Source organism: Spiroplasma phoeniceum P40 (assembly GCF_003339775.1).
GTDB classification, from domain to species: domain Bacteria; phylum Bacillota_I; class Bacilli_A; order Mycoplasmatales; family Mycoplasmataceae; genus Spiroplasma; species Spiroplasma phoeniceum.
Genome location: NZ_CP031088.1, coordinates 673,182 through 694,655 on the forward strand (window position 1 = coordinate 673,182; position 21,474 = coordinate 694,655).

Annotated in this window: 25 protein-coding genes; 1 reads left to right on the top strand and 24 read right to left on the bottom strand. The window is 28.5% G+C overall.

Annotated features, from left to right (window positions below; all coding sequences use genetic code 4):
- Positions 1–15 precede the first annotated feature (15 nt).
- The 9 genes from SDAV_RS04300 to rsmG form a co-directional block, all read right to left on the bottom strand.
- The gene (locus SDAV_RS04300) at positions 16–1,611 is read right to left on the bottom strand and encodes a CTP synthase (RefSeq protein ID WP_114564691.1); all 1,596 of its coding nucleotides are present in this window, start codon (positions 1,609–1,611) and stop codon (positions 16–18) included.
- Between the two features lie 84 nt (positions 1,612–1,695).
- Positions 1,696–2,241, bottom strand: a complete 546-nt coding sequence (gene rpoE, locus SDAV_RS04305; RefSeq protein ID WP_114564692.1) for a DNA-directed RNA polymerase subunit delta — start codon at positions 2,239–2,241, stop codon at positions 1,696–1,698.
- A gap of 18 nt (positions 2,242–2,259) precedes the next feature.
- A complete protein-coding gene (locus SDAV_RS04310; RefSeq protein WP_114564693.1) occupies positions 2,260–3,489 on the bottom strand; it encodes an HD domain-containing protein in 1,230 nt (409 codons plus the stop codon).
- A gap of 7 nt (positions 3,490–3,496) precedes the next feature.
- Positions 3,497–4,945, bottom strand: a complete 1,449-nt coding sequence (gene gltX / locus SDAV_RS04315) for a glutamate--tRNA ligase (RefSeq protein ID WP_114564694.1) — start codon at positions 4,943–4,945, stop codon at positions 3,497–3,499.
- Positions 4,946–4,971: 26 nt separating this feature from the next.
- Positions 4,972–5,430, bottom strand: a complete 459-nt coding sequence (ispF, locus tag SDAV_RS04320) for a 2-C-methyl-D-erythritol 2,4-cyclodiphosphate synthase (protein ID WP_114564695.1) — start codon at positions 5,428–5,430, stop codon at positions 4,972–4,974.
- Between the two features lie 12 nt (positions 5,431–5,442).
- The gene (ychF, locus tag SDAV_RS04325; RefSeq protein ID WP_114564696.1) at positions 5,443–6,543 is read right to left on the bottom strand and encodes a redox-regulated ATPase YchF; all 1,101 of its coding nucleotides are present in this window, start codon (positions 6,541–6,543) and stop codon (positions 5,443–5,445) included.
- Between the two features lie 21 nt (positions 6,544–6,564).
- Positions 6,565–7,461 carry a ParB/RepB/Spo0J family partition protein gene (locus SDAV_RS04330; protein WP_114564697.1) on the bottom strand — a complete coding sequence of 299 codons (897 nt, stop codon included), beginning with the start codon at positions 7,459–7,461 and terminating at the stop codon, positions 6,565–6,567.
- Positions 7,451–8,221: a ParA family protein gene (locus SDAV_RS04335; RefSeq protein WP_114564698.1), complete on the bottom strand. Its 771-nt coding sequence runs from the start codon at positions 8,219–8,221 to the stop codon at positions 7,451–7,453. Before SDAV_RS04335 ends, SDAV_RS04330 begins: the two co-directional genes overlap by 11 nt.
- 64 nt (positions 8,222–8,285) lie before the next feature.
- The gene (gene rsmG / locus SDAV_RS04340) at positions 8,286–8,984 is read right to left on the bottom strand and encodes a 16S rRNA (guanine(527)-N(7))-methyltransferase RsmG (RefSeq protein WP_114564699.1); all 699 of its coding nucleotides are present in this window, start codon (positions 8,982–8,984) and stop codon (positions 8,286–8,288) included.
- Between the two features lie 94 nt (positions 8,985–9,078).
- Between rsmG and SDAV_RS04345 the strand changes: the two genes are divergently transcribed.
- The gene (locus SDAV_RS04345; protein WP_114564700.1) at positions 9,079–9,582 is read left to right on the top strand and encodes an isochorismatase family protein; all 504 of its coding nucleotides are present in this window, start codon (positions 9,079–9,081) and stop codon (positions 9,580–9,582) included.
- Between the two features lie 8 nt (positions 9,583–9,590).
- On the opposite strand, the gene SDAV_RS04350 is transcribed toward SDAV_RS04345, so the two are convergent.
- The 15 genes from SDAV_RS04350 to gap form a co-directional block, all read right to left on the bottom strand.
- Positions 9,591–10,196 carry an HNH endonuclease signature motif containing protein gene (locus SDAV_RS04350; RefSeq protein ID WP_114564701.1) on the bottom strand — a complete coding sequence of 202 codons (606 nt, stop codon included), beginning with the start codon at positions 10,194–10,196 and terminating at the stop codon, positions 9,591–9,593.
- 9 nt (positions 10,197–10,205) lie between these two features.
- Positions 10,206–10,799 carry a DNA-3-methyladenine glycosylase gene (locus SDAV_RS04355; RefSeq protein WP_114564702.1) on the bottom strand — a complete coding sequence of 198 codons (594 nt, stop codon included), beginning with the start codon at positions 10,797–10,799 and terminating at the stop codon, positions 10,206–10,208.
- A 46-nt stretch (positions 10,800–10,845) separates the two neighbouring features.
- Positions 10,846–11,499, bottom strand: coding sequence for a transcription termination/antitermination protein NusG (gene nusG, locus SDAV_RS04360; RefSeq protein WP_114564703.1), 654 nt, complete (start codon positions 11,497–11,499; stop codon positions 10,846–10,848).
- Between the two features lie 31 nt (positions 11,500–11,530).
- Positions 11,531–11,968: a preprotein translocase subunit SecE gene (secE, locus tag SDAV_RS04365; RefSeq protein WP_114564704.1), complete on the bottom strand. Its 438-nt coding sequence runs from the start codon at positions 11,966–11,968 to the stop codon at positions 11,531–11,533.
- Positions 11,969–11,979: 11 nt separating this feature from the next.
- Entirely contained in the window at positions 11,980–12,129 is a 150-nt protein-coding gene (gene rpmG, locus SDAV_RS04370) for a 50S ribosomal protein L33 (RefSeq protein WP_114564705.1), read from the bottom strand.
- A gap of 53 nt (positions 12,130–12,182) precedes the next feature.
- Positions 12,183–12,746, bottom strand: a complete 564-nt coding sequence (locus SDAV_RS04375) for an RNA polymerase subunit sigma (protein WP_245938520.1) — start codon at positions 12,744–12,746, stop codon at positions 12,183–12,185.
- Between the two features lie 19 nt (positions 12,747–12,765).
- Positions 12,766–13,500: a 23S rRNA (guanosine(2251)-2'-O)-methyltransferase RlmB gene (rlmB, locus tag SDAV_RS04380; protein WP_114564707.1), complete on the bottom strand. Its 735-nt coding sequence runs from the start codon at positions 13,498–13,500 to the stop codon at positions 12,766–12,768.
- 61 nt (positions 13,501–13,561) lie between these two features.
- Positions 13,562–14,158: an FAD-dependent oxidoreductase gene (locus SDAV_RS04385; RefSeq protein ID WP_281268848.1), complete on the bottom strand. Its 597-nt coding sequence runs from the start codon at positions 14,156–14,158 to the stop codon at positions 13,562–13,564.
- Positions 14,115–14,459, bottom strand: a complete 345-nt coding sequence (locus SDAV_RS14005) for an FAD-dependent oxidoreductase (RefSeq protein ID WP_281268849.1) — start codon at positions 14,457–14,459, stop codon at positions 14,115–14,117. Before SDAV_RS14005 ends, SDAV_RS04385 begins: the two co-directional genes overlap by 44 nt.
- A 51-nt stretch (positions 14,460–14,510) precedes the next feature.
- On the bottom strand, positions 14,511–14,735 hold the full coding sequence (locus SDAV_RS13055) for an FAD-dependent oxidoreductase (protein WP_245938521.1): 225 nt from the start codon (positions 14,733–14,735) through the stop codon (positions 14,511–14,513).
- Positions 14,736–14,754: 19 nt separating this feature from the next.
- Positions 14,755–16,092, bottom strand: coding sequence for a cysteine--tRNA ligase (gene cysS / locus SDAV_RS04390; RefSeq protein WP_114564708.1), 1,338 nt, complete (start codon positions 16,090–16,092; stop codon positions 14,755–14,757).
- 11 nt (positions 16,093–16,103) lie between these two features.
- A complete protein-coding gene (gene mnmG / locus SDAV_RS04395) occupies positions 16,104–17,987 on the bottom strand; it encodes a tRNA uridine-5-carboxymethylaminomethyl(34) synthesis enzyme MnmG (protein ID WP_408641554.1) in 1,884 nt (627 codons plus the stop codon).
- A 22-nt stretch (positions 17,988–18,009) separates the two neighbouring features.
- On the bottom strand, positions 18,010–19,590 hold the full coding sequence (metG, locus tag SDAV_RS04400; RefSeq protein ID WP_114564710.1) for a methionine--tRNA ligase: 1,581 nt from the start codon (positions 19,588–19,590) through the stop codon (positions 18,010–18,012).
- A gap of 157 nt (positions 19,591–19,747) precedes the next feature.
- The gene (locus SDAV_RS13060) at positions 19,748–20,125 is read right to left on the bottom strand and encodes a hypothetical protein (protein ID WP_245938522.1); all 378 of its coding nucleotides are present in this window, start codon (positions 20,123–20,125) and stop codon (positions 19,748–19,750) included.
- Positions 20,126–20,394: 269 nt separating this feature from the next.
- A complete protein-coding gene (gene gap / locus SDAV_RS04410; protein ID WP_114564711.1) occupies positions 20,395–21,393 on the bottom strand; it encodes a type I glyceraldehyde-3-phosphate dehydrogenase in 999 nt (332 codons plus the stop codon).
- Positions 21,394–21,474 lie beyond the last annotated feature (81 nt).

Consider the following 21,474-nt stretch of genomic DNA (forward strand, 5'->3'; position numbering starts at 1 on the left):
TTCAAATTTTTCATCTTATTTATTGTTAATTACTGCTTGCACAAAACCATTAAATAATGGATTTGGTTTATTTGGTCGAGAAGTAAACTCCGGGTGATATTGTGCAGCAAGATAAAAAGGATGGCTCGGGATTTCAATAACTTCCACTAAGTTTTTCTCAGCATAAAGACCACTAAATACTAATCCAGCTTGTGCTAATTGTTCACGAAAATCATTATTAACTTCATAACGATGGCGATGACGTTCCAAAACCTCATCTTTCCCATATAACTTATGTGCTAATGTGTTTGGAACTAAAGATGTCTTATAATTACCTAAGCGTAATGTTCCTCCTAAAGCATCAGTTTTATCTTTGCCACGAATAATATCAATAATTGCATTTTTTGTTTCTGTTAATTCTGAAGAATTAGCATCCTGAATGTGACAAACATTACGGGCAAATTCAATTACAGCTGCTTGCATCCCAAAACAAATTCCAAAGAATGGAATGTTATTTTCACGAGCAAATTGACATGCTAAAATTTTCCCTTCAAAACCACGTTTACCAAAACCACCAGGAACCAAAATCCCTTTTGCATTTTTTAATAATTGTTGATAATTTTTTTTATTAATATCTTCGGCTTTAATTCAATCAATTTTAATTTTAACCTTATTTTCATATCCAGCAATTCGTAACGATTCACTAACTGATAAATAAGCATCTGGAAGTTCAATATATTTTCCAACTAATTTAATCTCAATTACTTCTTGTGAGTGATTAATTTTTTCAACAAATTGTTTTCATTTTGACATATCAGTTTTTGTGACTTTTAAGTTTAATAACTTGCTAATTACTATTTGAGCATTTTGTTCATACATTTTTAATGGTACTTCATAAATACTAGCAACATCAGTAGCTACTAAAACATTATTTTTTTCAATATTACAAAATAGCGCAATTTTTTCAAGGACATTATCTTCTAAAACTTGTTCAGTTCTAGCAACAACAATATCTTGTTGAATACCTAATGATAATAGTTCTCGCACTGAATGTTGTGTTGGTTTTGTCTTTGATTCTTTTGATGCTGCAATATATGGAACTAATGAAACATGCATATAAATAACATTTTCTCGTCCTTGTTCCATGCGAACTTGACGAATTGCTTCAATAAAAGGCAACGATTCAATATCCCCAACTGTCCCCCCAATTTCAGTAATAATAATATCCGCTTTTGATGTTGATGCCGCATAATAAACTTTCTTTTTAATTTCATTAGTAACATCGGGAACAACTTGAACTGTCCCACCTTCATATTCGCCACGGCGTTCTTTTTCAATTACATTTTTATATATTCGTCCTGAAGTGATATTTGATTCTTTTGTTAAATTTTCATCAATAAAACGTTCATAATGTCCTAAATCTAAATCTGTTTCAGCACCATCTGCTGTTACAAAAACTTCACCATGTTGATAAGGGCTCATTGTTCCAGGGTCAACATTTAAATATGGATCAAATTTTTGCATAAAAACATTTAATCCACTTGCTTTTAATAAAACACCAATTGAAGAAGCTGTAATGCCTTTCCCTAAGCCACTGACAACTCCACCAGTTACAAAAATATATTTTGCCATTGTCTTATCATCCTTTCATCCTCAAATTAAAAAGAGTTTAGAAATTAACAGGGTTGTCGCTTCTAACACTCTTTAATCTTGGTATTAATTATTTTCTTCCATTTCTTTTTCAAGAGATTTTCAGTCAATTTCTTCTGTAATACCCAATTTAGCTGCTACTGTTTCATCATCATCATCAATAGAATAATCATTTTCAATTAAATCATCATCAACTTCTATTTCAACAAAATCATCTTCCTCGTTATCATCATCATCTAATGTATCATCAAAATCAAGAGTATCAATTAATGATTCTTCTTCATCATTTTCCTCTTCATCTTCTTCATCTAAATCAATATCTTCAAATTCTTCTGTTGTTTCAAACTGGTCAGTATAATCATATTGTTTTTTAATTTCATCATATTTTAAGAATTCACGTAACCCTCACATACCTTCACTTGTCAACACAAAACGATTATCTAACACCAAATCAGTATATAATTCTGCAATGACATCTTCTTTGCTGGCTCCTTGAACTGTTACATCACTTTTTGATGCTATATCATTTCAAATATTTTCAAAAGTATCGCTATTTTTTTTCTTTTTTAAATATGAATACACTAATTCTAATAACTCTACATTATAGTTCATTAATTTAAACCTTTCTTATTAATCATTCTCATATTTTTCTCCAATTGAAAACCAAATTGTTGTTGCTGTCTTTTTACTATTATTTTTAAATGCTAAGACTTCTGAAACTTCCATAATGCATTTAATTCCTTTTGGTGTATCAATATAAATTGTTTTAGTATCACTATCATATAATTTAACTGGTTTTAGGTTATATTCAACCATAAAGTAATTATAATGGTTTTTATATTTTTTTATCAAATTATTTTTAATTTCTTCGAAATTTCTTTTTGCTGGGTTTATTTTTTGCAAAAAATTTCGTGTTGTGAACATTTTAATTAATGTAACTAAAATTTCATCATTTTCATTTTCTAACATTTTTAAATATGTAAATAATGTATAATCATCTAATGTACAATATTGATCTGGACTCATCATTTTTCCTTCCAACACTGGAATTAATAAAGTAATTATTACTTTATTTTTAAATTGATAATTGCTATGGTATAAATCATACAATCGTTTGAACATCATTTGGAAAGTTAAATCAAATCCAATGCTTAGTGGATGTAAATAAATTTGCTTATACATATGATAACGGCCAATTAAAAATGATTCAATTGCATACTGTACTTTTAACGGAAAAACAATCTTTTTATCTTTAATAAATAAATGCCGAATAATTCACTGTGTATCAACATGACTATAACCTACACCGCTTGTTTGTCCATCACGTAATAAATAATCCATTCGGTCAGCATCTAATTGTGAAGATACTAACGATGATAAAACCCCGTCCGGATGTTTACCTTTAATCATCATACATAGTTCATTAATTTCTTCTGGACTAAATTCAACCGCTAAGATTTTATTAATATTTGTTGTTGGATTTTTAATTAATAAAGACGAATAATTTTCATGACTAATATTATTTTTTGTGACATGATTAGTCATTTCAAATGTATGTGAAAATGGACCATGACCAACATCATGTAGTAATCCTGCTAATTTAACCAATAATTGTTCATGCGTACTATACATTTCTTGAAAACTTGCTGTTTCTAACATTTTACTAACTAAATGATAAACACCAATACAATGTGAAAAACGCGTATGCGACGCACTTGGAAAAACAAATTGTCCCCCGGCTAATTGACTAATGCGACGCAAGCGTTGAAATTCTGGAGTGTTAATTAATTTTACGGTAATTTCTTCATTAATTTCAATATCGCCATGAACACTATCTCGGATTGTTAGTGGTAATTTCATTTTTTCGTTATTGTAATTTAGTAATATTATTAATTACTTGTTCTTTCCCTAATAAATAAATAACCTTGGCTAGTTCTGGTCCATGTTCTTGATGAGAAGTAAAAATTCTAATTGGCATAAATAAATTCTTTCCTTTCATAGCATATTGTTCCCCCATTTTACTAATTAATTGCTTAATATTTGGTTCATCTCAAACTGGCAATTGACTTAACGCTGTTTTAAAAGATGTTATCATTTCTTCATAACCGCTCAATTCTGTTAACACTGCTTGCGTTGACATTGATAACTTTGTTGGTGGTTCAAAAAATGGTTTTGTTAAGGTCACAATTTCTGCCCCATATTGAAGTTCTTTTTTATAAATTAATAATAACATATTTACTCATTCTGGTGTTTTTTTTGTTAAATCATAGCTTTCTGCTAAAAAAGGTCGAACAAAAGTTAGATAATCCTCATCATTCATTGCTTTAAGATAATAATTATTTATTCAAGTTAATTTTTTAACATCAAACATACTTGGCGATTTACTAAACCGCGTTTCATCAAAAATTTTAATTAATTCATCATGACTAAAAATTTCAACAGTGCCCGAAGGCGATCATCCTAATAAACTAATAAAATTAAAAATTGCTGTTGGTAAATATCCTAATGTTCGATATTGGCTAATAAATTGCATTAAATGACTATCTCGTTTTGACAACTTTTTATGTTGCTCATTAACAATTAAGGTTAAATGAGCAAAAATTGGTGGCTTAGCATTAAATGCTTCGTAAATCATTAATTGTTTTGGTGTATTAGAAATATGTTCTTCCCCCCGAACAACATGACTAATTTCCATTAACATATCATCAATTACGACCGCAAAATTATAAGTTGGAATTCCATTTGATTTTAAAATAACTCAATCGCCAAGATCTTTTCCTTCAAAATGAACAGGACCGCGGACTAAATCATTAAAATCATAACTTGCTTCATAAGGAACGAAAAAACGTAAATTATATGGGGTTTGTTTTGATAATTTTTCAGCAATTTGTTCAGAAGTTAATTGTCAACATTTGCGATTATAACGTGGTGAAAGATATCCTTTTGCCAATTGTGCTTCACGGTCTTTTTCAAGTTCAGCTGGTGTACAAAAACAATAATATGCTTTTTTTGTTGTTAATAATTTTTGCGCATATTTTTGATAAAGTTCTAACCGTTCTAATTGTCGATATGGTCCATAAGCCCCTGGGCGATCAATTGTTTCATCTGGTTCAATTCCTAATCAACTTAAATTATCTAATTGTGACGCAATCGCTCCTTCAACATTTCGTTCAATATCTGTATCTTCAATTCGTAGAACAAAAACACCATCATAATGTTTTGCAAATAAATAATTAAATAATGCTGTTCTTGTATTACCAATATGTAAAAATCCCGTTGGACTTGGTGCGTAACGTAATCTGACTTTTTGTTTCATTTTAATCCCCCATTCTAACTTTTTACCTAATCATTTTGCTTTAAAATTAATAATGTTGTATAACTTTGGATAATATTTGGAAAATTTTGTTCAGTAGTTGTTGCTTTTAAGTTAATTTTTTCAGCTGTAATTTGTAATAATTTTTGTAAATTAGTTTTGATTGCTTTTTTATGCTTTTGCAAGTGTGGTTCATCAATAATAATTGTTACATCAATATTACTAATTTGATAATTCTGTTCAGTCATTAATGTTAATGCTTTTTTTAAAATTAATTGTGAATTAAGTTTTTTATTTGTTTCATCAAACCATTCTCCTAAATCACCTAATCCTAAGGCTCCAATAATTGCTTCACTAATTGTATGTAACAAAATATCACCATCAGAAACAGCTTCAATTTGGTATTGGCATGGAATAAAAATTCCCCCTAAATAAAAACCAATTCCTACTTTTAAATTATGTAAATCATAACTATTGCCAATTCGCATTATTATTTCTCCCTAAACATTAAATTTAAAAAAACATATATCGCCGTCTTGCATAACATAAGTTTTTCCTTCGCTTCGTAACCGACCATTTTCTTTTACAGCTTTTTCACTACCATATTGCACTAAATCATCATACGAATAAACTTCTGCTCGAATAAAACCACGTTCAAAGTCAGAATGAATGATTCCTGCACACATTGGTGCTGTTGCTCCTTTTTTAAAAGTCCATGCTCGTACTTCTTGCTTGCCAGCAGTAAAAAATGTTTGTAAACCTAATAAAGCATAAGATTTTTTAATTAATTGACTTAAACCAGCTTCTTTAATGCCATAATCAGCCATTAATAATTTCCGATCATCTGGTTCTAATGCTGATAATTCTTCTTCAATTTTAGCACAAATAGCAACGACTTCAATTGCTTGTTGTTGAGCATATTCTTTAACTGTTTTTACATAAAAATTATCTGGTTGGTTTAAATCACTTTCTGCAACATTAGCAACATAAATAAAAGGTTTAATTGTTAATAAATTAAAATTCTTTACTACTTTTAGTTCATCATCTGATAATGTTAAATCTTTTAATAATTTATTTTGTTCTAATCCTGTTGCTAACTTTAATAATAATTCATACTCAAAAACATCTTCTTTTTGTTTTAAAGTTTGTGCTTTTTTGCTAATTTTATCAATTCGTTTTTTAATTTGTTCTTGGTCAGAAATAATTAATTCTAAATTAATAATTTCAATATCACGAATTGGATCAATTGTTCCTTCAACGTGGGTAATATCTTTATTATCAAAACAACGGATGACCATACAAATTGCATCAGTTTCGCGAATATTTTGCAAAAAAGCATTTCCTAAACCTTCACCTTTACTAGCACCCGCAATTAATCCAGCAATATCATAAAATTCAAAGGTACTATGAATTGCTTTGTGCGGAGCACAAAGAGTAATTAAAGTATCCATTCGTTCATCAGGAACTTCTACCGTTCCAACATTTGGATTAATTGTTGCAAATGGATAATTAGCTGCTTCAACTTGTGAATTTGTAATTGCGTTAAATAAAGTTGATTTACCAACGTTTGGTAAACCAACTATTCCCATTTTTAATGCCATTATGTTCTTCCTTACTATTAATTAATCATCAATTAAACCTAATAATTCTAAAATACGGTTTAAATCTTTAATTCCAGTATACTTGATAACAATTTTGTCAGTATCAATAACTACTTTTGTCCCTAATTTTCGCATTATTTTATTTTCCAAAAATTCATTAACAGCTCGTTTTGATGAATCCTTCTCTGAATTTTCAATTAATGGTTTCGTTATTTTTGGATTATATTCTTTGACCAATTCTTCAACCTGACGCGCATTTAAATTTAAATTAATAATCTTATTAATAATATTTTTTAATTCATTTTTGTCAACATTTAAACTAATTAATGGTTTAACTTGCCCCATTGTTACTTTATTTTCTAATAACAAGGTTTGCACTTCAGTTGGTAAATTTAATAATCGCATCGTATTTGTGACATGACTTCGTGATTTTCCAATTCGTTGTGCTAATTCTTCTTGGGTTAATCCTAGTAACTCAATTAATTCTTTATAAGCATTAGCTTCTTCAATTGAATTTAAATCAACCCGTTGAATGTTTTCAATTAAAGCAACTTCTTTCATCTGCTGATCATTAAAATCAACAAAAATTGCTGGAATTGTTGTTAATCCTGCTAATTTGGCAGCCCGACTACGACGCTCTCCGGCAACTAAATAATAACCATTATTCGTTTTTTTTACAATAATAGGTTGAATTAAACCATATTCTTTAATTGACTGTGCTAATTCTGTTAATTCTTCTTGATTAAAATTTTTGCGGGGTTGATGCGGATTAGGAAAAATTTCCGCTAATACAATTTCATTCGCTGTTTCTTTTAATGCATCATTGCTTTCAATACCTTTAATTACTTCGTTGATTCCTTCACCAAAAATTTTATCTAGCCCTTTTGAACTTAATCGACTCTTAGTATTACTTGCCATTGTTTGCCAACACCTCTCTCGCTAATTCTTCATAAGCAACTGCACCTGCACCACCTTTATCATATTCAAAAATACTCAAACCATGTGATGGTGATTCACTAATTTTAACATTTCTTGGAATATGTGTTCGATAAACTTTTTCATTAAAATATTTTTTAACTTCTGTCATCACTTCAAATGATAATTTTGTTCGTGAATCAAACATTGTTAAAACAATTCCTTCAATTGTTAAACTTTCATTAAACATTTTTTGTACAAAATGAATTGTTGTTAATAACTGTGCCAAACCTTCTAAAGCATAATACTCTGCTTGAATTGGAATTAAAACAGAATCAGCACAAGCTAGTGCGTTTCGATTAATTAATCCTAAGGAAGGGGGGCAATCAATTAAAATAAAATCATACTTATCACGAACCGGTTTAATCCGCTCTAATAAAATGCTTTGGTTATATTCTGTTCTTTCCATCAAATAAATATCTGCTCCCGCTAATGAAATAGTTGCTGGTGCTAAATCAACATTAGTCATAATATTTGAAATAATAATATTTTTTAATGGGATTTGTCCAACTAAAACATCATACATACTTTCATGAATTTCTTCTTTATTAGCACCTGTCCCCGTTGTTGCATTTCCTTGGGAATCAATATCCACTAATAAAATCTTTCGTCCAGTACGTGCCAATCCGGCCGCTAAGTTAATCGAAGTTGTTGTTTTACCAACGCCACCTTTTTGGTTTGTGATTGCAATAATTTTTCCCATAATTGTCCTTTCTGTTCCGTTGCATCTGATAATTTTATACATTATTTTATTATTATATAACACTTTATCCAATTGGAAATTTTTTTATTTGATTAAAACGACGAGGATATGGTTCTGCAGTTGCCTCTGTTTTAATCAAATAACAAATGTTCCGTTCACCAAGTTGTGGAATCGTTTCATGTTGAATTTTTTCTAATTTTAAATTTAAAACTGATAAAGTTTTTTGCGCTGCTTGTAATTCAGCCTTAACATTTGGCCCTTTATAACAAATAATCCTTCCCGATGTTTTAACCATTCGCACTACTAATTCTAAAAGCACCCCTAAATTAGCAACAGCACGAGAAACAACAAGTTCAAAAGATTCAGCATGCTCTCGACTATATTCCTCTGCTCGAGAATGAATAATTTCAACATTTTTTAATTGTAACTTCATCACTAATCGTTGTAAAAATAAGCATCGTTTTTCTAATGCTTCAATAATTGTTAATTTAATTGTTGGGCAAAGAATTTTTAAAACCAGCCCTGGAAAACCAGCCCCACTGCCAACATCACTAACTGTAATCTCCTTTGACAATGAGAATTCTTTTAATAATAATCCTGAATCAAGAAAATGTTTAATATAAACCTCGTCTTCATTAATAATTGTAGTTAAATTCATAATTTGGTTTTGTTCAACTAAATATTGATAATATAATTGTAACTGTTTTTCTTGCTCAGGTGTAATTTCTAATTCTGGTAACGCTGTTTTAATTAATTTAATCATCAATATCCCCCTAGAATTTTTAATTTCTTTTAACATTATAACAATATATATGGTAATATATAAACATTTAAAAAATAATTGAGAGGATTATGAAATGAATAAAAAAGCCTTAATTGTGGTTGATTATCAAAATGACTTTGTTAATCCTAAAGGAGCGTTATATGTTCCGGGAGCAGAAAAATTATATGAAAAAATTGTTGCTTTAATTGATGAATTTCATCAGAATGGTGATTTAGTTATTGCGACAAAAGATTTTCATCCTAATAATCATTGTTCGTTTGCTAAATGAGGTCCACATTGCATTGCAAATACATTTGGCAGTGAGTTATATAAATTAACTACATCGCAATTTGACCATATTATTTTAAAAGGAACAAAACAAGATTTTGATAGTTACAGTGGTTTTTTTAGTGATAATCATACTTCAAATGGATTACATGAATTTCTTCAAGAACACAAGGTTACTAACTTAGTCATTGTTGGTGTTGCTACAGATGTTTGCATATCAGCAACACTTCTTGATGCTATTAAATTAAACTATCATGGTATTATTGACTTAAATGCTAGTGCTGGACTTAAACCACAAATCATTTTTTAAAAAAACTATTATGAATAAACAACATAATAGTTTTTTTTAAAATCATCATCATCACCATTATTAGAATCAATATTTTTGACACGCATAATTGTTTCACCATTTGGTAATTGACCAATTCGCCCTTTACTACTTCCTTTTCATTTCACTTGATAGTATATAATTCCTTGAGCATGTAATAGCTTTAAGATTTCAATTCAATTATATAGTTCACCACGATACATTCATCGTTTCTCACTATGTGCTTCCACTAAATCTCGATTATAAAAACTATGCGGATGTGATCACATCCTAATTTGCCGAATTGTATTTTCTCGTTTTGAAACAATTTCTAAATTTTCTGCTCGATTATCACGAGGATTACCATTAATATGATCAATTGTCATATTTGGCGGAACTGAACCAATAAATAACTCAACAACCAACTTATGTAATGGCCTTGTTTTTGTTTTTCCATCTTCACGACGACGAATTAAATAATAATTAGTATTTTTTGGCTTCTTTAATTCCTTAACTTTCTTTGTTACAATATTACGAACACGCCCCATATTGCTAATCTCAAGATAAGGAAATTCCCGGTGAACCTTTCAAATTTCTGCTTTTTTTGCTTTATTCATTTTAACCTCTTATTTTTTCGAAACTGCTTTATGATCTGTAATATAAAATCGATATGGTTTTAATTTAAAATTTGTTGCATACTCAATGTTGACCCGTGGTGTAGTTTTAATTTCAATTGCAGTTGGTGCTGTATCTTCGGCAAGATATAAAACTGAACTTTCTAGCAGAGAAAGTCCATCATCAGCTTTAGTAATTTTTAAATAGCGTGATAACTTCCCAGGACCATTTGCTAACCGTGGTGTTGAAACAAAGTCAGGAACAGTTTCATTAATAATAATTTCACCAGCGCGTAATAAAACTGCACTTGGAAAATCAACTTTGTCAGTAACAATATTAAAACAATGATACATCCCATAAATGAGAAAAACATGTGCAAAGCCACCTTTTCAAAAAAGTGTTTCATTACGAGAACTACGTTTATTGTTAAAACCATGATTAGCATCATCTTCGGGTCCATCATAAGCTTCAGTTTCAATAATTTTACAAATAATTTTTTTTCCATCAATAATTCGAACTAAATATTTTCCTAATAGTTCGCGTGCAACAACAACAGCATTTCGCATAAAAAAAGTATCCTCAGTTAAACGGTTTACATTTATCATTTTAAAAAAAGCATAACAAAAATTAATATTAATTTGCTATGCTAACCTAACCAATTTTTTTACATTGGTCAAATTCAACTTCAGTAGGCGTCAAACGACCAAACATTTCTAAATTTACTATCGCAATCCCTTTTGAAGTATCAATTTTTGTTACTTGTCCTTCCATATCAGTAAAAGTTCCTGATAAAATTCGAACATAATCATTCACTTCAAAGTTTGCCACAAATACTTTTTTAACTTTTTTCCCTTGATGTGTTGCTGTTTTTTTAGCTGCCAATGATTTTGAAAGCATTGTCCTTGCTTCTTGATCTGTTAAAGGAAAAGGTTTTGTTCCTCGCCCTGATGAGCCAATAAATCCAGTAACCCCTGTTGTGTTCCGAACAATATATCAAGCTTCATCGTTCATAATCATATTAATAAAAATATAACCTGGATAAACATTTTTTTCTTTTTCTATTAGTTTTCCACCTTTTTTGGCTGAAACTATCTCTTTTACAACTCTAATATCAAAAACAACATCTTTCATATTTAATGATTCTACCCGTTGAATTAAGTCATCACGAACACGGTCTTCATGTCCAGAATAACAATTAATTACATATCATTTTCCAGGATACTGTGTAACATCTTCTAAAGTTTCTCTGTCTTCACTTTTATCATTATCAATGATTTCATCTGTTATTTTGTTTTTTCCTAACATTACCTTACTTTACTCCTTTTAAACTTATCTATTATATAATGCGAGCAACAGTTAGTAAATGATGTAAAACTAAATCTAATACTAAATAAAACACCACAAAAGCAATAATAAATAAAATTGTGATTAAAAACTTGCGCCCTAAACTACCCTTACTTGTTCATCGAATTCTTGTGACTTCTTTTGCCATTTTGACAGGAAATTCACGAAAAGATAATTTTCAATTTGTTTTTTTACTTTTATTTGAATTTTTATGCTTAAAAAGACCTTTTTTAATTGGTTCACCATTCTCATCAACCTCTGGTGTTGTGCTTACTTTTTTTGCCCCAACTTGAATTGGTGCTGTTTTACTTGCTTTTTTTTGAAAAATTAGCGCTGCTTTTTCATTTTTCTTTTGAATTTTTAACGCTTTTTTTTCTTCTTTTGTTAAAACAGTTTTAATATTCTTTTTTGATTTTTCATTTTTTTTCATTGCAAACACCTCTACCTTGTTTCTTTATGTTTAGTATGTTTAGTACATGTTTTACAAAACTTATTTATTTCTAATCGTTCTTTTTGTGTCATTTTGTTTTTAAATGTTGTATAGTTTCGATTTAAACATTCTGAACATACTAATATAATCTTTTCGCGCATAATATTCACCATAATTAATTATAGTATATTAATAACAATATTCATATACTTAATTAACTATTTTTGTAAAAATCTCTTGTTTTTTGCATAATTCGTTTCATTGCATTATCAACTTGCCGATAATTTAGCCCTAATAAGTGGTGAATATTATAAATATTTTCACCAGCAAATCATAACCGAAATACTTCTTTTTCTAATGGTGATAATCGTTGATAAAATATTTTAATAATTTGTTTTTGTTCATCAAAACAAGCAATTTTATTTGAAAAATTTTCATCTTGATTAGTAATATTTTTATTAGTTAATTTAATGTAATAATTTAAAACTTTATTTTTTAAATTAAAAAATTGACGAATTTGTTTATGAATATCTCATTTGTAAAGTTGAAAAATAAAGTCTTTTAATTTTTTTGACGAATGGGGATTATACATTTTGGCACTTTCTAATACTGAAAAATACTTTAAACTTTCTAAATCAGCTAATTCAATTGGTAAACCAAAATACTTATAAAAATTTCGGCGCTTAACATCTTCTAGAAAGGGTAATAATGCTGTTTGATTATGACCTTCTTGAAATAAATAAAGTAATTCATATTCATTCATCGTAACAATAATCAAATCCTTTCTAAATTAAATTTTATTGTTGCAACATTTTAATTTGATAAATTAAAATAGCACTAGCAACCGATACATTTAAAGAATCAAGATGACCTGTTGTTGGAATATAAATATTAAAATCAGAATGCTTTAATAATTTTGCGCTAATCCCTGTTCCTTCATTCCCTACGATTAGACAAATTGGCGTATCATATTTTAATTCACTTACATTGTGGGCTGTTGTAGTTAAACTTGTTGCATAAATTCAAAAACCTTGTTTTTTTAAATATTCAATTGCATTAGTTAAATTATTTACTCGACAAACTGGAACATAATTAAAAGCACCTGCAGAAGTTTTGGCAACAGTAGCATTAATATCAACTTGGCGTTTTTCTAGAATAATAACCCCATCAACATTAAACAAATCACAAGTACGCAAAATTGCCCCAAAATTATGTGGGTCAGAAATTTGATCAAGGACTAATAAAAATGGATGCCTATTTTGTAATGCTTTTGTTGTTATTGCAGTTAATGAATAATTTTCTGGCTTACAAATTTCCAATACCAGACTTTGATGCTTACTAGTTTGTACAAAAGATGTCATTTTATCTGTTGAACAAAAGACAACTTTAATTTGACGACTTTTAGCTAGTTTCAAATAATAATCATTATTTTTCCCCTGTGGTAATAAATAAAGTTTATTAATTTTCACTGCTGGATTTAGTAATGACTCCAAAACAGTATTAATTCCGTAAATGTATATATATTCTTGCATATTTTCTTCCTTTTCCTGTTTTATTATTCATAATCTATATTAATAAATTTCTTTATAAGTATTATAATTTAATTTGATATTTTTTAATAGTTTCTTTTATTTTTTTTATTGCCCGAGAATAAAGTGCTAAATTTTTCTCTGGTTTATTTTTAAACTTAGTTATTAAAGTTGGCATAATGCCAAGATTTGCTTTCATTGGTTTTAAATCTCGTTGTTTTGGATTTGTAACATAGTTGACTAATGCTCCTAACACAGTTTCTGAAGGAAATTTAATTAATGGTAAATCCATTACATATTGATAGACATTTAAAGCACATAATAAACCTGCTGCCGCTGATTCTAAATAACCTTCTACCCAAATAATTTGAACAGCAAAAAAAATATTATTATTTTGTTTATATTGTAAAAATTGATTTAAAACTTTTGGTGAATTAATATAATTATTTTTATGTAAAACTCCATATCGAACAATATCTACTTTTGCTAAACCTGGAATAAATTGTGTAATAATTTGTTTTTGTTCTGGCCATGTTAAATTCGTCTGTCAACCTACAATATTATATAAACTATCAATTACATTATCTTGCCGTAATTGAACCACTGCAAATGGCTGCTTACCATTTTTTGTCTGGTAAATTATTACTACTCATTGGTCCATTCAAAAGAATTTTTCGTAATGTTTGTTCCATAATCTCAATTGGTTGACAACCTCTAAAATATTTTTCAAAATCTGCAATAAGAACTCGTTTTGCCTTTACTAATTCTGTAACTAATTGATTAAGCTCATCTTCTGTTAATGGACAAATAATATAATCTTTTTGTTCTGAATGTCGTGCGCCATAATATGCTTTTGAAAAATCAATTCCAGCTTTTGTTACAATTGGGGCTGAACCATCATAATAATACAATGCTTTCTTACCAACTAAGTTTTTAAGTTCAAGAGCAAAATTTGTTGTCACTAATGTCCCAACAGCAATAATAGTAATTTGTTTTGGATCTATTTTAATAAATTAATCATAAATAATGGTAATATTAGGATGTTTTATTAAAGTTGCTGTAACTTTTTGTGAAAATAACTCCCGGTCAACACTAAGTGAATCATCAGCAGGAACTTGAACATCATAAGCTGTTTTTAAAATGAAAGAATTTAATAACTTTAATTCTTCTTTTAAAATTCTAATTGCATTTTCTCTTGTATAGCGGTTCAAGCGTTCTTGATAACTTAATAATCGCATTGCTTTTTGTTTAATTCCGTTACAAAATATCTTTTTCTAATAAAACCTTACGAAACTCATCTGCTTTGACAAAATCTTTATTATTTTTTGACTTAATTCATTCTAATAAATATTTACGAATTTCACCACTAATCACTGGTAACTTAAAATTAAAATTCATAATATTAAAAATAATATTATAAAAATCACTAGCAAGTTGCAAATTAAGTTTTTTATCACGTAATTGAGTATTAATAATTTTAATCATTTTACTAATAATAGTTAAAACATTTGGACTATTTAAATTATTTGCTAACTCAGCAAGAACTTTCTTAACATTGTCACCATGTTGTGCTAAATTATAATTTAAGTTATATTCAGCTAAATATAAATTTACTGCTTTTAAGACTTTAAAAATCTTTTCGGTTTCACCTTGTGCACTAATAATTAAAGTTTCTGTTACATTTAATGGTTGTGTATAATTAGTCGCATATAACAAATAACGTAATGTATTTGTTCCGTATAATTTAATAAAATCACGAACTAAAATAGTATTATTTAATGATTTACTCATTTTTTTATCAGCAACATTTAAATGCCCATTATGCATTCAAATGTTTGCAATTTCCTTATTATTTTTTGCTAAAAATTGAATTCGTTCATTTTCATGATGAGGAAAAACTAAATCAATTCCACCGGCATGAATATCAATTGTTTCTTTATGAAAAAATTTATCAATTAAGACAGCACATTCTGTATGTCAACCTGGGCGACCTTGATATAATTTACCCGTTTGATCATAAAAGGGAAAAGAAACTCCTTCGGTTGTTTGCTTTCATAAAACAAAATCATATTGACTATGCTTATTAGCATCATGTTCAATTCGAATATTAGTTTCTAATTCTGAAATTTTTTTATTAGCTAATTGCCCATATTGTGCTTGATATTTTGCAATATCAAAATATACACTACCATTAACTTCATATGCAGCATTAAGTTTAACTAATTTTTGAATAAAAGTAATAATATCTTTAACATGGTCTGTTACTCGTACTCGCTTTGCTGGTGTTCTAACATTTAAATTAAAAACATCTTCTTCAAAAGCTTTAATATAAAATTCTGCAATTTCTTGTTCAGTTTTATGTTCTATTGCTGCTTTAGCAATAATCTTATCATCAATATCCGTGTAATTTTGAATATAATTAACCTCAATATGTTGAAATTGTAAAAAACTAACTAATAAATCAACAGTAATAATTGCACGGGCATTACCGATATGAATGTAATTATATACAGTTGGTCCACAACCATAAATATTAATTTTTTTTGCTTGACTATAATATGTAAAATTACGAGTCAAAGTATTATATAATTTCATACTTCACCCTCTTATCTATTTGCATCCAATTCCATTTTTTTTAAATAAAATAACAGCATTTGAATATCAGCTGGATTAATTCCTGAAATTCGATTCGCTTGACCAATTGAAATTGGTCTAATCTTTTTAAATTTTTCTCGTGCTTCAAGTGCCAAGTTATCTACCAAATCATAATTCAAATTAACTGGAATTAATTTATTTTCCAACTTAATTGTTTTTAAAGCAATTTCTTGTTCTTTTTTAATATATCCTTCAAAACGAATATTAATTAATAAATTTTGTTTTAAAAATGATTTTAAATTATTTAACGGTGGTAACTCCTCCTCTAAATATTTTAACTCAATATTTTGTCGTTTTAATAAATTATAACCAGAAATGCGTTCTGTAATGTTGGCAACACCTAATTTAGTTATTTTTTGAATTAATGGTGATTTTGCCGTAAAATAAGTTTCTTTTAACAATTGCATTATTTCATTATAACTTTGCACATTATTTTGATATTCAATTCAACTTTTTTGATCAATTAAACCAAATTGATAAGCATAATTTTTTAATCGTTCTTCAGCATTATCATTGCGCAATAATAAACGATATTCAGCACGAGAAGTTAATAAACGGTAAGGCTCTTCTGTCCCTTTTGTAATTAGATCATCAATTAGCACTCCAATATAAGCTTGGTCACGACGTAAAATGAAAGGTTCTTTTTGGTCAATACTTAAAACAGCATTAATTCCAGCCATTAAACCTTGGCAAGCAGCTTCTTCATAACCACTTGTTCCATTAATTTGACCCGCCGTATATAAATTTTTAATTTTTTTTGTTTCTAACGTATGTTTTAATTGTGTTGGTACAATTGCATCATATTCAATTGCATAAGCTCATTTTAAAACTTCAACATTTTCAAATCCTGGCAAGGAACGTAGCATCTTTTCTTGTACATCAATTGGCATTGAAGTTGAAAATCCTTGCACATAAATTGTATTTAAACTCTTTGATTCTGGCTCTAAGAAAATTTGATGACGTGGTTTATCAGCAAACCGCACAATTTTATCTTCAAAACTTGGGCAATAACGTGGCCCTGTTCCTTTTACATTTCCAGAATACATTGCTGATGCTGTTAAATTTTTTTGCACAATATTATGTGTTTTTGGTGTTGAATGAATTAATCAACATAATTCTTGCTCTTGTAATGGTGTAAAGGTTTTTGTTGAATAAGAAAAAGCTAGTTGCAAATCACTACCTGGTTCTGGTTGTGCTTTACTATAATCAATTGAAGTATTAAGAACACGTGCTGGTGTACCAGTTTTTAAACGAAATAACTCAAACCCTAAATGTTTTAACTGGGTTGATAATCCTGCTGTTGTAATGTCGCCATCAGGTCCTTCTGCTTTTTTTGTCATTCCTTGTAACACTAAAGATTGCATATATGTTCCTGTTGTTAAAATAACTTTTTTTGCAAAAAATTGTGTTTGATCTTTTAACATTACTCCATAGCAATTATTGTTATCATCAACCATTAAAGATTGAACTGCTCCTTCATATAAATCTAAATTATCTTGCTTTTCAATTACTTTTTGCATATATTTTGCATATTCATTCTTATCTGATTGAGCGCGTAATGCTCATACAGCAGGACCACGTGAAGAATTTAATAATTTCATTTGTAAAGCTGTTGCATCAGCTGCTTTTGCCATTTCACCACCAATGGCATCAATTTCACGAACAACAATCCCTTTAGCTGGACCACCAATTGAGGGATTACATGGCATTAATGCAATTTTATCTTTATGCAAAGTAACTAATAATGTCTTTTTTTTCATTCTTGCTGCAGCTAAACTTGCTTCGACGCCAGCATGACCAGCACCAATTACAATTACATCATATTTTTTCATTAAACTCCCTCCTTTACTAGTTTTATTAATTTAATTCTGCTTCAATTTGTTTTAATTCTTGTTCTACATTAACACGATTAAATAAGTTTTCTTTTTTCTCTATTGTTTTATTATAAATGATTTCTTGCGTTAAAATTGTTTCAAATGTTAAATCAGTTAAATTAACATTAAAATAATCGGCAATTTTTTGCGCATTATCAACTAAAACTGGTTGCAATAAAAAAGCACTAACAATAATAGTATAAGCTAAACTTGCTAAATTTTCATATAATTGCTCAATTTTTTCGTTTTTTTCTAACTCTCAAGGTTTATTTTCTTCAATATATTTATTCGCCTTATTACATAATTCCAAAATAATGTTTAGTCCTGATGAAATTTGATAAGCATCCATTGCCTGCTGATAATTCTGCACCGCTTGGATACAACTTTCAATTAGCACATTATCCAATTGTTGTTGTTTTACTAACTGACCATTAAAATATTTACTAATCATATTACTTACTCGTGATACCAAGTTCCCTATATTATTAACTAAATGAGCATTATATGATTCTAAAAACATTTCATAAGAAAATTTACCATCATTTTCAGTTGGAATTTCATATCCTAAATAAAACCGTAATGTATCTCGACCATATTTATTAATTAAATATAATGGATCAACAACATTTCCAATTGATTTACTCATTTTAGTATCTTTAAATAAAATTCAACCATGCGATAAAAGTTTGTTAGGCTGACGTAACCCTAAACTTTCTAGCATACTTGGCCAATAAATCGTGTGAAAACGAGCAATTTCTTTTCCTAATAGTTGCAAAATCTCAACATCCTCATTATTTCAAAATTTATTAAATAATGTTTCATCATTTGATAAATAACCTAATGCTGTTAAATAATTTGATAATGCATCAATTCAAACATAAATAATGTGTTTATCATTTTCTAAGGTTTTAATTCCTCAGGAAAAAGTTGTTCTAGTAACAGATAAATCAGTTAAACCTGGTAAAATAAAATTATTTAACATTTCATTTTTTCTTGGTTCTGGTTTAATAAAACCAGGATGATTATTATAATAATTAATTAAAAATTGACTATATTTTGAGACTTTAAAGAAATATGTTTCTTCCTTTACTTTTTGTGGTTTATTACCACAAACTAAGCACTGGTTTGTTACTTTATCAATTTGTACTTCAGTTAAAAATTCTTCACAACTAACACAATATAAACCTTCATATTCTCCTAAGTAAATATCTCCATTATTATATAATTTACTAAAAATTTTTTGGACTCCAACTTCATGCTCTTTATCAGTAGTACGAATAAACTTTGAATATTCAATTCCTAATTTATTTCATAATAATTTAAAATTATCAACAATCATTGTTGTAAATTGATATGGTGTTACCCCTGCTGCTTTTGCTTTCTTTTCAATTTTTTCACCATGTTCATCGCTGCCTGTTAAAAAGAAAGTTTCATAACCAGCCATTTTTTTATAACGATTAATAATATCAGCTAGTGTAGTAGTATATGCATGTCCAATATGTAATTGCGCACTTGGATAATAAATTGGGGTTGTAACATAAAATAATTTCTTGTTTTGACTCATAATATATCCCTCTCATTGTTATACATTTTAACAATATAAATTATATCGCATTTTTGCCAATAAAATAAGGGTTTTTTAAAGACAATTAAGGTCTTTGAAAATTACTAAAATAAAATAGTTATTTCCATAACTATTTATTTATAAATAAAACTTATTTTTATGCTGTTACTTCATGTAATTTTCGTGAAGAAATATTGCGTAAACCTTCATTTAACATTTCTGTCATCTGATAAGGAATATAAATAAAATCTATTTGCATTAGTTTATCAGCATATTTTTCATTTAATATTTCAACAGCATCAGCATATAAATCATCGCGTCATTCTTTAATATCTAATTTTTCTTTAAAATAACTAAAAGCTAATGTTTTAGCATTTTGTAATAATGAATCAATTAGTAATGACAGTGTTTTATAAGTATCTGCCAAGGCTAATTCTAAACGATATGTAAAATCCTCATCGGTAATAACGCGTCCATTGTTTCGAAGTAAAAGAACATTATCATATACATAATTGGATTGGGTTTGTTGAGTCATAAATTTTTTCTGTATTTAAAACTAATTTTAGTTGATCACGAATATTACTAAAATGCTTTTCTAAAATAGGATTTTTCATTTTTTGCTCTCCTTAATTGCTTTAATTGTCTCCATTATCAATAGTAAATAAACAAACTGATATTAACTATAGTTTGTTAGATTATTTTTATAAGAGTAATTCTTATATAAATATCATAGCATAAGAAATATCTTTTTTTAGAAAAATAAAAAAAACACTAAAATATTTTTTAGTGTTTTGTATATTTTAATTAGATTGTCGCAAAGTATAATAATGTACGTACCATTTGTGATACATATGACATTTCATTATCATATCATGCATATACTTTAACTAATTGTTTACCATCACGTTCAATAATTTTTGTTAATGTTGCATCAAAAATTGATCCGTGTGTTTCACCAATAATATCTGATGAAACAATTGGTTGTGTATTATAACCAAAAGTTTCTGAAGCTGCTGCTTTCATTGCATTATTAATTTCTTCAACTGTTGTTGTTTTTTTCAATTCAACTGCTAAGTCAACAATTGAACCAGTAATAGTTGGAACACGTAAAGCCATTCCATCAAATCGACCTTCCAATTGTGGTAATACTAATGCAACTGCTGCTGCTGCTCCCGTTTTGGTTGGAACAATATTTGAAAAAGCAGCACGTGCTCTTCTTAAATCATCATGTGCTAAGTCCAACAATCTTTGATCATTTGTTACCGCATGAACAGTTGTCATATATCCTTTTTCAATTCCAAATTCTTCGTATAATACTTTTGCCATTGGTGCTAAACAGTTAGTTGTACAACTTGCCCCTGAAATAATAGTATCTTCTTTTTTAATTTCCTTATGGTTTACATTATAAACAATTGTTTTAACATCGGTTCCTTTCGCTGGAGCTGAGATTAAAACTTTTTTTGCTCCGGCTGTAAGGTGCTTTGAAGCACCAGCACGATCAGCAAAGAATCCTGTTGATTCAACAACAACATCAATGCCTAATTTACCTCATGGTAACTCAGCAGGATCTTTTTTGGCATAAACATTTATTTTTTTCCCACCAACAATAATAACGCCTTCTTCTGAAGAAATTTTTCCTCTTTTTCATCCTCCTTGGGCTGAATCAAGTTCTAATAATGTTGCTAAAGTTTTTGCCGCAGTTAAATCGTTAATTGCGACAATTTCAACATTTTTTTCGTCAAATAATCTTCTAAAAGCTAAACGGCCAATACGTCCAAACCCGTTAATTGCAATTTTTTTCATCTACTTTTTCTCCTCTACATATATTTAATACCTTCTTAGTCTGCAATAAAAATATTGCATACTTACTATATATTCTACAAC